The organism is Streptomyces sp. NPDC059456, from assembly GCF_042750055.1.
In the GTDB taxonomy this organism is placed as follows: Bacteria; Actinomycetota; Actinomycetes; order Streptomycetales; family Streptomycetaceae; genus Streptomyces.
Genome location: NZ_JBHYVA010000271.1, coordinates 1 through 10229, shown reverse-complemented (window position 1 = coordinate 10229; position 10229 = coordinate 1). Strand labels below are relative to the sequence as shown.

9 protein-coding genes are annotated in these 10229 nt (G+C 72.7%); 6 read left to right on the top strand and 3 right to left on the bottom strand.

Features of this window, described 5'->3' with window-relative positions; translation table 11 throughout:
• From ACFXA3_RS22810 to ACFXA3_RS22800, 3 genes are all read right to left on the bottom strand, one after another.
• Positions 1-1293, bottom strand: a 1293-nt coding sequence (locus tag ACFXA3_RS22810) for an MFS transporter (RefSeq protein ID WP_385189392.1), incomplete at its 3' end; no start/stop codon positions are given.
• A gap of 147 nt (positions 1294-1440) precedes the next feature.
• A complete protein-coding gene (locus ACFXA3_RS22805) occupies positions 1441-2694 on the bottom strand; it encodes an NUDIX domain-containing protein (protein ID WP_385189390.1) in 1254 nt (417 codons plus the stop codon).
• Positions 2695-2765: 71 nt separating this feature from the next.
• Positions 2766-3389 (bottom strand): LysE/ArgO family amino acid transporter, encoded by a 624-nt coding sequence (locus ACFXA3_RS22800; protein WP_385189388.1) that lies wholly within the window; start codon positions 3387-3389, stop codon positions 2766-2768.
• 69 nt (positions 3390-3458) lie between these two features.
• Here ACFXA3_RS22800 and ACFXA3_RS22795 point away from each other — a divergent pair, with 69 nt between their 5' ends.
• The 6 genes from ACFXA3_RS22795 to ACFXA3_RS22770 all read left to right on the top strand — a co-directional run bounded on the left by ACFXA3_RS22795 (position 3459) and on the right by ACFXA3_RS22770 (position 10139).
• A complete protein-coding gene (locus ACFXA3_RS22795) occupies positions 3459-4379 on the top strand; it encodes a LysR family transcriptional regulator ArgP (protein WP_385189397.1) in 921 nt (306 codons plus the stop codon).
• 9 nt (positions 4380-4388) lie between these two features.
• A complete protein-coding gene (locus ACFXA3_RS22790; protein WP_385189386.1) occupies positions 4389-4781 on the top strand; it encodes a molybdopterin-binding protein in 393 nt (130 codons plus the stop codon).
• An 82-nt stretch (positions 4782-4863) separates the two neighbouring features.
• Complete coding sequence (gene corA, locus ACFXA3_RS22785; protein WP_385189384.1) at positions 4864-5946, top strand: magnesium/cobalt transporter CorA; 1083 nt, start codon at positions 4864-4866, stop codon at positions 5944-5946.
• Positions 5947-6078: 132 nt separating this feature from the next.
• On the top strand, positions 6079-6921 hold the full coding sequence (locus ACFXA3_RS22780) for a chitosanase (protein WP_385189395.1): 843 nt from the start codon (positions 6079-6081) through the stop codon (positions 6919-6921).
• A 397-nt stretch (positions 6922-7318) separates the two neighbouring features.
• The gene (locus ACFXA3_RS22775) at positions 7319-7672 is read left to right on the top strand and encodes a DUF805 domain-containing protein (RefSeq protein WP_385189381.1); all 354 of its coding nucleotides are present in this window, start codon (positions 7319-7321) and stop codon (positions 7670-7672) included.
• Between the two features lie 247 nt (positions 7673-7919).
• Positions 7920-10139: an NADP-dependent isocitrate dehydrogenase gene (locus ACFXA3_RS22770; protein ID WP_385189379.1), complete on the top strand. Its 2220-nt coding sequence runs from the start codon at positions 7920-7922 to the stop codon at positions 10137-10139.
• Positions 10140-10229 lie beyond the last annotated feature (90 nt).

Sequence of the window (10229 nt, the reverse complement as noted above, 5' to 3'; positions counted from 1 at the left end):
GGGGGGCGGTCTGCGCGCCGCGCGGTGTGGCTGGGGGGGTTTGCGTGGGGGGGCCCCCACGCCCGCGTCCCGCGGGTCGATGCCGGCCGTGCCGAGGTTCATGGCGGCCGCCGTGATCAGGCCCATGCCCAGCCCCGTGGCCACCTGGCCCGGCAGCACGTCGACGACGTACGCGCCGGTCGCCGTCAGGGTCGACAGCCAGGCCATGCCGCACGCCGACAGCAGCATCCCGGTGACGATGCGCGGACGCCCGCCGATCCTGCCCAGCAGCCCCGTGTTGCTGCCGATCGCGCTGATCATGGTGCAGCAGGACATCGGCATGAAGGCCAGCCCGGTCAGGGCCGGGCTGTAGCCGCGGGCGTGCTGGAGGTAGTACGTCAGGAACAGGAACACCCCGAACATGCCGACCCCGGTGATGAACACGGACGCCAGGGCCGTGCCCCGGACCCGGTCGAGCACGATCCGCAGCGGCAGCAGCGGGTGCGCGCTGCGCCGCTGCCACCAGACGAACACGGCGAGCAGCAGCCCGGAGGCGACCAGGAAGCCCAGCGTGTGCGCCGACTCCCAGCCGCGGGGACCGGCCGTGGCGAGCCCGTAGACCAGACAGAACAGTCCGGACGACGCCAGCACCGTGCCCGGCAGGTCCAGCCGGGGAGGGGTGGTGGGGGCGGGCCGCTTGAGCAGCAGCACAGCGCCGGTGACGGCGACGGCGGCGAAGAGCAGGTTCACGTACATGGTCGAGCGCCAGCTCAGGTGCTCGGTCAGGAACCCGCCGAGCAGCAGCCCCACGGCGCCCCCCGACGCGGCGAGCGCCCCGAACACGCCGAAGGCCTTGGCGCGTTCCGTGGGGGCGGAGAACGTGATGGTCAGCAGCGAGAGCGCCGCCGGAGCCAGCAGCGCCGCGAACACGCCCTGCAGGGCACGGGCCGTGACGAGGACCCCGAAGGTGGCCGCGGCGCCGCCCAGCGCGGAGGCCGCCGCGAAACCGATCTGGCCGACGAGGAAGGCCCGCCGCCGCCCGAACAGGTCGGCCAGCCGCCCGCCGAGCAGGAGCAGGCTGCCGAAGGTGATCGCGTACGCCGTCACCACCCACTGCCGCTGGTCGTCGGAGAACCCGAGGCCGGCCTGGGCGGAGGGCAGGGCGATGTTCACGATGGTGGCGTCGAGGACGACCATCAGCTGGGCGAGGCCGATGACGGCGAGGATCCACCACCGGCGCGGATCGGGCGGCGCTGCGGCGCCGGGGACGGCTGGAGTGGTGCTGGTTCCGGGGCGGGTCGGCTCTGCGGACATGGTGGCACTCCATCGGTTCCGCTCGTTCTCGCTGGCGAGAGGGCGTGCGCGGGTGACTGTCTGGTTCGAAGATGCGTGAGCCGGCCCCGTCGCCCGCGCGCCACGCCACGACACCGTCCGGATGGACCAGTGCAGCGACCGTTTCTCCTACCGTTTCCCCTTGCCGACTCCCTTTCCGGCTGCCTCCTCGCTCTTCTTCGGCTTCGGCTTCCGCTTCCGCGTGGCGCCGGCCGGGCGGCCCGCCTGGAGCTCCAGGGGGCCCGTGCCCTCGGCGCGCGCCCGCAGGCAGGCCTCGATCTGGCGGCGCAGGGACGGTTTGACCAGGGCGCGCAGCTCCCCGGCGGGCACCGCCCGCCAGCCGACCAGCTCGAAGGGGGCCACTCGGATCCGGTCCAGGGCGGCGGAATCCAGGACGCCGCCGTCGTAGAGGAAGCGGATGCGGGCCGGGTAGCCGGGCTTGTGGGCCCAGTTGACGCCCAGCAGCCGCCCCGGTTCGAGGTCGAGCCCGAGTTCCTCGCGGACCTCGCGGCGCGCGGCGGCGCGCGGGGTCTCGCCGAGGTCGCTGTCGATCCCGCCGCCCGGCAGGTTCCAGCGCCCGGGCCTGCCGTACGCGGGCTCCACCAGCAGGACCCGGCCGACGGCGTCGGTGAACAGCACGCTCGCCGCGGTGATCGCCTTCGGGCGGGCGGCCCGGTGGCTCGCGGCGTCGAAGGACCCGGTGTGTTCGAGGGCCGTGCGCCGCTGCGGGTCCAGGCCGGCGGGGGAGCCGGGCTGGGGCACTCCGTCGACGAGGTGCGCGAGGGAGCCTGCGTACAGGGCGGCCAGGCCGGCGCGCAGCCGGGGCGCGATCCGGTCGGGCAGCGCCGCGTGGGCCTCCTCCGGCTCCAGCCACCGGGCCGAGGCGGCCCCGCCGTCCGGGAAGGAGAGCGCGGCGGCCTGCCCGGGCGGGAGCGGCCCGACGAGGTGGACGTGGGCGATGGCGGAGCGGCCGAGGGCGCCGGGCCGGCGGGAGTCCACGGCGAGGAGGCGGCCGACCGCGACGGTCAGGCCCAGCTCCGCCCGCAGCTCGCGGGCCAGCGCCTGCTCCGGGGCCTCGGCGGCGTCGACCTCGGCGCCGGGCAGCCGCGGCTGCGCCCCGTACGCGGGGGTCACGACGAGGACCCGCCCGGCGGAGTCCAGCACGATCCCGGTGGCCACGACGAGCGGGGCCGGCCGGCCGGCGGGCCCGGCCCCGCCGGGGGAGGGGCGCCCGCCGGGCGGGCCGGCTGAGCCGACGTGCGGGCCGGTGCGCGGGTCGGCGGCCGGGCCGGTGCGCGGATGGGCGGCCGGATCCGCGTGCGGGGCGCGGCCCCGGCCCGGGGCCGGGTCGTCGGCCGGGCGGTCTGCCGGTCGGTCGGGCACTGCGGACTCCTGGGGTCGGGCGGCGGTACGCGGCGGATCCGCTCCCGGCGCGGGCCGGCCGCGTTCGGCGGTCAGGCCCGGGCCAGGAGCATCCCGCCCATCGTGACCATGGTCGCCGCGACGAGCCCGTCCAGCACCCGCCAGGCGGAGGGGCGCGCGAGGACGCCGCGGAGCAGCCGGGCCCCGTAGCCCAGGGTGGCGAACCAGACCAGGCTGGCCGTCGCGGCCCCGATACCGAAGGCCCAGCGCAGGTCGCCGCGGTCGGCGGCGAGGGAGCCGACCAGCAGCACGGTGTCCAGGTAGACGTGCGGGTTGAGCCAGGTCATGGCCAGGCAGGCCAGCACGGCCCGGCGGCGGGACCGGGCGGAGTCCCCCGCGGTGTCCAGGGCCGCGCCGGGGGTGGGCCGCAGCACCCGGCGGGCCGCGAGGAACCCGTAGCAGATCAGGAAGGTGCCGCCGGCGATGGCGACCGCGGTCAGCGCGGCCGGCCAGGCGGTGACGAAGGCCCCCACCCCGGCGACGCCGAGGGCGATGAGGACCGCGTCGGAGACGGCGCAGATCGCGACCACGGCGAGGACGGCGTGCCGGCGTACCCCCTGCCGCAGGACGAAGGCGTTCTGTGCGCCGATGGCGACGATGAGGGAGAGTCCGGTGCCGAAGCCGGCGAGCGCCGCCGCGATGATGCCGTGTGTCATGCCGTCGACCGTAGGCAGCGGCATGGTTTCAGTACAGCTAAAGATTTTTACGTACCCTTAGCGTTCGTGATGGACGAGCTTCCCCTGGACCAGGTACGGACCCTCCTCGCCGTGGTGGACGAGGGCACCTTCGACGCGGCGGCCGCGGCCCTGCACGTGACCCCGTCCGCCGTCAGCCAGCGGGTCAAGGCGCTGGAGCAGCGGACCGGGCGGGTGCTGCTGATGCGGACGAAACCGGTGCGGGCGACCGAGTCCGGACAGGTGGTGGTCCGCTTCGCCCGCCAGCTGGCCCGCCTGGAGCGCGACGCGCGCGCCGAGCTCGGGATGGCGCAGGAGTCGGGGGGACCGGTGCGGCTGCCGATCGCCGTCAACGCGGACTCGCTCGCGACCTGGTTCCTGCCGGCGCTCACCCGGGTCCCGCAGGACCCGCCCGTCTTCTTCGAACTGCACCGCGAGGACGAGTCCCATACGACGGCGCTGCTGCGGGAGGGCCAGGTGATGGCCGCGGTCACCTCCTCGCCGGACCCGGTGGCCGGGTGCACGGTGCGCCGGCTCGGTCAGGCGCGGTACCTGCCGGTGGCGAGTCCCGCGTTCGCCGGGCGGTACCTGGCCGGGAGCCTCGAACAGGGGCTGCGGGAGGCCCCGGTGATCGTGTTCGACCGGCGGGACGTCCTCCAGGACGGGTTCGTACGGTCGCTGACCGGCGATCAGGACGCCGGGGCGGGCCCGCTGCGCCACCACGTGCCCACCTCGGAGGGGTTCTGCGGCGCGGTGGCGGCCGGGCTCGGCTGGGGACTGGTGCCCGAGCCGCAGGCCGAACCCCTGCTGCGGGACGGCGGACTGGTCCTGCTGGTGCCGGGACGGCCGCTGGACGTGCCGCTGTACTGGCAGCAGTGGAAACTCGACTCCCCGGCGCTGTCGGCGGTCGCCGAGGTGATCGCGGCCGCGGCGGCCGGGGCCTTGCGCCAGGACCGGGTCCGGCACCCGTAAGCTGCGGCCATGGAGTCCTACACGATCGGCCAGGCCGCCCGGCTGCTCGGCGTGAGCGTCGACACGGCACGGCGCTGGGCGGACGCCGAGCGGTTCCCCACCCGCCGGGAGGGCACGCGGCGCATGGTGGACGGGCCGGACCTGGCCGCGTTCTGCGTGGAGGCCGCCCAGGAGGCCACCGAAGGCGAGGACGCCCCGTACACCTCCGCGCGCAACGCCTTCCCGGGCATCGTCACCGCCGTGAAGCTCGGCACCGTCGACGCCCAGGTCGAGATCCAGGCCGGGCCGCACCGCATCGTGTCGCTGCTGACCCGGGAGGCGGTGGAGGAGCTCGGTCTGGAGGTGGGCGCCCGGGCCGTGGCCCGCGTCAAGTCGACGAGCGTCTTCATCGACCGGGTCTGACCGGCCGCGCGCGGTGCGCGGCCGGATCGGCGGCGGTGGCAGACTGGCCGCTGATCCGCCGAAGGGAAGTACCTCGTTGTCCATGTTCAGCAACCTGCGCCGGGCCGTACGCCGTGGATACCGGCGGGCCGTCGACCTCAGCCACCCGGCCCGCTCCCCGCTCGGCAGCGCGGTGGTCAACTGCGTGGTCTACGTGGACGGCACGCGGCAGGACGGCTGCGCCGAGGTGGAGGAGGCGCTGCGGCGGGTGCGCAAGACGGGCGACGGGTTCGTCTGGATCGGCCTGCACGAGCCGTCGAGGGAGGAGCTCGCCGGGCTCGCCGAGCTGTTCGGCCTGCACCCCCTCGCCGTCGACGACGCCGTCAACGCCCACCAGCGCCCCAAGGTCGAACGGTACGACGACATACTGTTCTCCGTCTTCAAGACCGTGCGCTACGTGGAGCACGAGGAACTCACCGCCACCAGCGAGGTGGTGGAGACCGGCGAGCTGATGGCCTTCACCGGCGACGACTTCGTGATCACCATCCGGCACGGCGGCCGCGGCACGCTCGGCCCGGTCCGCGAGAGCCTGGAGGCCGCGCCGGACCAACTGGCCAAGGGGCCCGCCTCGGTGCTGCACGCGATCGCCGACCACGTCGTGGACGACTACGTGGCCGTCACGGACGCGGTGCAGAACGACATCGACGCCGTCGAGACCGCGGTGTTCAGCGAGTACGGCGGACGCGGCGACGCCGGCCGGATCTACCAGCTCAAGCGCGAACTGCTCGAACTGCGCCGGGCGGTGGCCCCGCTGGGCCGGCCGCTGCACCACCTGGCCACGCAACCGATACCGGTGATCCCGGCGGAAGCCCGCGCGTACTTCCGGGACGTCGCCGACCACCTGACCCGGGCCACCGACCAGATCGGCGCGTACGACGCCCTGCTCGACTCCATCCTCCAGGCGCACCTCGCGCAGGTGACCGTCGCGCAGAACGAGGACATGCGCAAGATCACGGCCTGGGCGGCCATCGTCGCCGTGCCGACCATGGTCTGCGGCATCTACGGCATGAACTTCGACAACATGCCCGAGCTGCACTGGACGTACGGCTACCCGATCGTCGTCGGTGTCATGGCCCTCGCCTGCTTCGTCATCCACCGGGGCTTCCGCCGCAACGGCTGGATCTGACCCACGCGTGAACTCCCGCCGACCGCACGGGTATTGAGCTGTCCCGAAGTCTGGTAGTAAAGTTTCCTAACCAAGTCGGGTAAGCCTCAACTCCCTCATGGAGGTCTTGTGTTCACCCCCCACCGCAAGAGGATGGCCCTCGGCGCGCTGCTCGGCAGCGCGCTGCTCGCCGTACCGGTCACCGCCCACGCGACGACCGCGGCGCCCGCACCCGCACCCGCGTCCGTTCCCGCCTCCGGTTCCGCCTCCGTGGCGGCGGCCGCGGCCGCCGGGCTCGACGATCCGGCGAAGAAGGACATCGCCATGCAGATCGTCTCCAGCGCGGAGAACTCCTCGCTGGACTGGAAGGCGCAGTACAAGTACATAGAGGACATAGACGACGGCCGCGGCTACACGGCCGGCATCATCGGCTTCTGTTCCGGCACCGGCGACATGCTCGACCTCGTCGAGTACTACACGCAGGTCAAGCCCGGCAACGTGCTCGCCAAGTACCTGCCCGCCCTGCGCAAGGTCGACGGCAGCGACTCGCACGCCGGCCTCGACCCGAACTTCACCAAGGACTGGGCGAAGGCGGCCCAGGACGCCGAGTTCAGGAAGGCCCAGGACCACGAGCGGGACCGCGTCTACTTCAACCCCGCGGTGGGACAGGGCAAGTCGGACGGCGTCGGCACGCTCGGCCAGTTCATCTACTACGACGCCATCGTCATGCACGGCGACGGCGGCGACTCCACGAGCTTCCGCAACATCCGCAAGCGGGCCCTGTCCAAGGCCAAGCCCCCGGCCCAGGGCGGCAACGAGACCACCTGGCTGAACGCCTTCCTCGACGCCCGGGTGTGGGCGATGAAGCAGGAGGAGGCGCACAGCGACACCAGCCGCGTCGACACCGCGCAGCGGGTCTTCCTCAAGAAGGGGAACCTGAACCTCAACACCCCCCTCGACTGGAAGGTCTACGGGGACTCCTTCCACATCGGCTGACCGGCCCGCGTGCGCGGCGTCCCGCCCCGGCCCCGCGGCCCGGCGCGGGACGGCCGTGCGAGCGGTGGCGGATGTCGCGGAGCCGTAACGATGTGGACTCGGAGGGGGGTGCTCCGCCGGGGGCCGGGCGGTGCGCGGGCCTACGCGGAGCGACTCACGAGGCCCTCCGGCATCACGAATCGGCTTCTGCCGCCCCCATTTCGTCACCCCGTGTGACCTGGCACGATCGGTGGGTTCCAAGTGGCTGCCGAGGTCGGTGATTTTGCCCGTTGAACCCTGCAAAAGCGGCTCTTTTGGCGTCTTGTGAATTGGCTTGACCGCCACATAAGCGGGGCATAAGTTCTGCCTCGGCTTGCTCCAGCAGGACGGGCCGAAGAACCGTCCTCTGGGGGGACCCGTGAACTACTACACCGACGTTCTGAAGAAGTACACCGTCTTCTCCGGCCGCGCCCGCCGGCAGGAGTACTGGATGTTCACCCTCTTCAACCTGATCGCCCTGATCATCGTTGCCGTCCTCGACAACGCGATCGGCACCTACCCGCTCCTCTACGCGATCTACGCGCTCGCCGTCTTCCTCCCGGGCCTGGCCGTCGGCGTCCGCCGCCTCCACGACACCGGCAAGTCCGGCTGGTGGCTGCTGATCGCCCTCGTCCCGCTGATCGGCGGCATTTGGCTCCTCGTCCTCATGGCGACCGAGGGCCAGCCGCAGCCGAACGAGTACGGCCCGAACCCGAAGGCCGTCCACGCCTGAGCAGGTCCGTACGCCTGAACGCCTGAGCGCCGTCCCCGGCTGGGAAACAGCCGGTGGCGGCGCTCACGCCGTTCTGCGGCGGCCGCGGCGGTCCGTGCGGGGCCGCGCGGGGCCGCTCCGGCCCGGGGGTGACGCGCGTCTCCCCGGGACTCGGGCAGGGGGCTGTCCAGAGCGGCCCGATCACGAGATATCTTGATGTCGAGCAATGTTGCAGACGAGAGACGCAGACTGTGGAGCGGAGCATCCGGTGACTGACTCGACCATCATCTACACGCACACTGACGAGGCCCCGGCCCTCGCGACGTATTCCTTCCTGCCTGTGATCCAGGCCTACGCGTCGACGGCCGGTGTGAATGTCGAGACCCGTGACATCTCCCTGGCCGGTCGGATCATCGCCAGCTTCCCCGAGCACCTCGAGGAGGGGCAGCGGATCGCCGACGCCCTCGCCGAGCTCGGCGAGCTGGCGAAGACGCCGGAAGCGAACATCATCAAGCTGCCCAACATCTCGGCCTCGATCCCGCAGCTGAAGGCCGCGGTCGCCGAGCTCCAGGGCCAGGGCTACGCGCTCCCGGACTACCCGGACGACCCGAAGACCGACGAGGAGCGCGAGGTCCGCGCCCGCTACGACAAGGTCAAGGGCAGCGCCGTCAACCCGGTCCTGCGCGAGGGCAACTCCGACCGCCGCGCCCCCGCCTCGGTCAAGAACTACGCCAAGGCCCACCCGCACCGCATGGGTGCCTGGACCCCCGAGTCGAAGACGAACGTCGCGACCATGGGTGCGAACGACTTCCGCTCGACCGAGAAGTCCGCCGTGATCACCGAGGCCGGCACGCTCCGCATCGAGCACGTCGCCGCCGACGGCGCCACCACCGTCCTGCGCGAGTCCGTACCGGTCCTCGCCGGCGAGGTCGTGGACGCGTCCGTGCTGCACGTCGACGCGCTGCGCACCTTCCTGAACGACCAGATCGAGCGTGCCAAGGCCGAGGGCGTCCTGTTCTCCGTGCACCTCAAGGCCACGATGATGAAGGTCTCCGACCCGATCGTCTTCGGCCACGTGGTCCGCGCCTTCTTCCCGAAGACCTTCGCCCGTTACGGCGAGACCCTGGCCGCCGCCGGCCTGTCCCCGAACGACGGCCTCGGCACCATCCTGAACGGCCTGGGCGCGCTGCCCGACGCCGACGCGATCAAGGCCTCCTTCGACGCCGAGATCGCCGAGGGCCCGGCCCTCGCGATGGTCGACTCGGACAAGGGCATCACCAACCTGCACGTCCCGTCCGACGTCATCGTCGACGCCTCCATGCCGGCCATGATCCGCACCTCCGGCCACATGTGGGGCCCGGACGGCAACGAGGCCGACACCCTCGCGGTCCTCCCGGACAGCAGCTACGCGGGCGTCTACCAGGTCGTCATCGACGACTGCCGCGCCCACGGCGCCTTCGACCCGTCCACCATGGGCTCGGTGCCGAACGTCGGCCTCATGGCGCAGAAGGCCGAGGAGTACGGCAGCCACGACAAGACCTTCGAGATCGCCGCCGCGGGCACCGTCCGCGTCGTCGACGCCGCGGGCAACACCGTCCTGGAGCAGCAGGTCGCGCAGGGCGACATCTTCCGCGCCTGCCAGACCAAGGACGCGCCGATCCAGGACTGGGTCAAGCTCGCCGTCACCCGCGCCCGCGCCACCGGCGTCCCGGCCGTATTCTGGCTCGACGAGGACCGCGCGCACGACGCGCAGCTGATCGCCAAGGTCAAGACGTACCTCGCCGACCACGACACCGACGGTCTCACCATCGAGATCCTGTCCCCGGTCAAGGCCACCGCGTACTCCCTGGAGCGCATCCGCCGCGGCGAGGACACCATCTCGGTGACCGGCAACGTGCTGCGCGACTACCTGACCGACCTCTTCCCCATCCTGGAGCTGGGCACCAGCGCCAAGATGCTGTCGGTCGTCCCGCTGATGAACGGCGGCGGCCTCTTCGAGACCGGCGCCGGCGGCTCCGCCCCGAAGCACGTCCAGCAGCTGGTCAAGGAGGACTACCTGCGCTGGGACTCCCTCGGTGAGTTCCTCGCGCTGGCCGTCTCCTTCGAGCACCTCGCGACCACCACCGGCAACGCCCGCGCCCAGGTGCTGGCCGACACCCTGGACCGCGCGACCGGCACCTTCCTCAACGAGGACAAGTCGCCGAGCCGCAAGCTGGGCGGCATCGACAACCGCGGCAGCCACTTCTACCTCGCCCTGTACTGGGCGCAGGAGCTGGCCAAGCAGACCGACGACGCCGCGCTCGCCGGTGCGTTCGAGGCGCTCGCCAAGACGCTGGGCGAGCAGGAGGAGACCATCGTCGGCGAGCTCATCGCCGTCCAGGGCAACCCGGCCGACATCGGCGGGTACTACCAGCCCGACGCCGCCAAGGCCGCGGCGGTCATGCGGCCGTCCGCGACCTTCAACCAGGCGATCGCGAGCCTCGCGTAAGGCCCGCAGGACACCCTGGGGTTGGGGGGGGGGCGGGGCGCGGGCCGCGGGGGCCGCGCGCGCGTGCGGGCTGGCGGGCGCGGCGCGCGG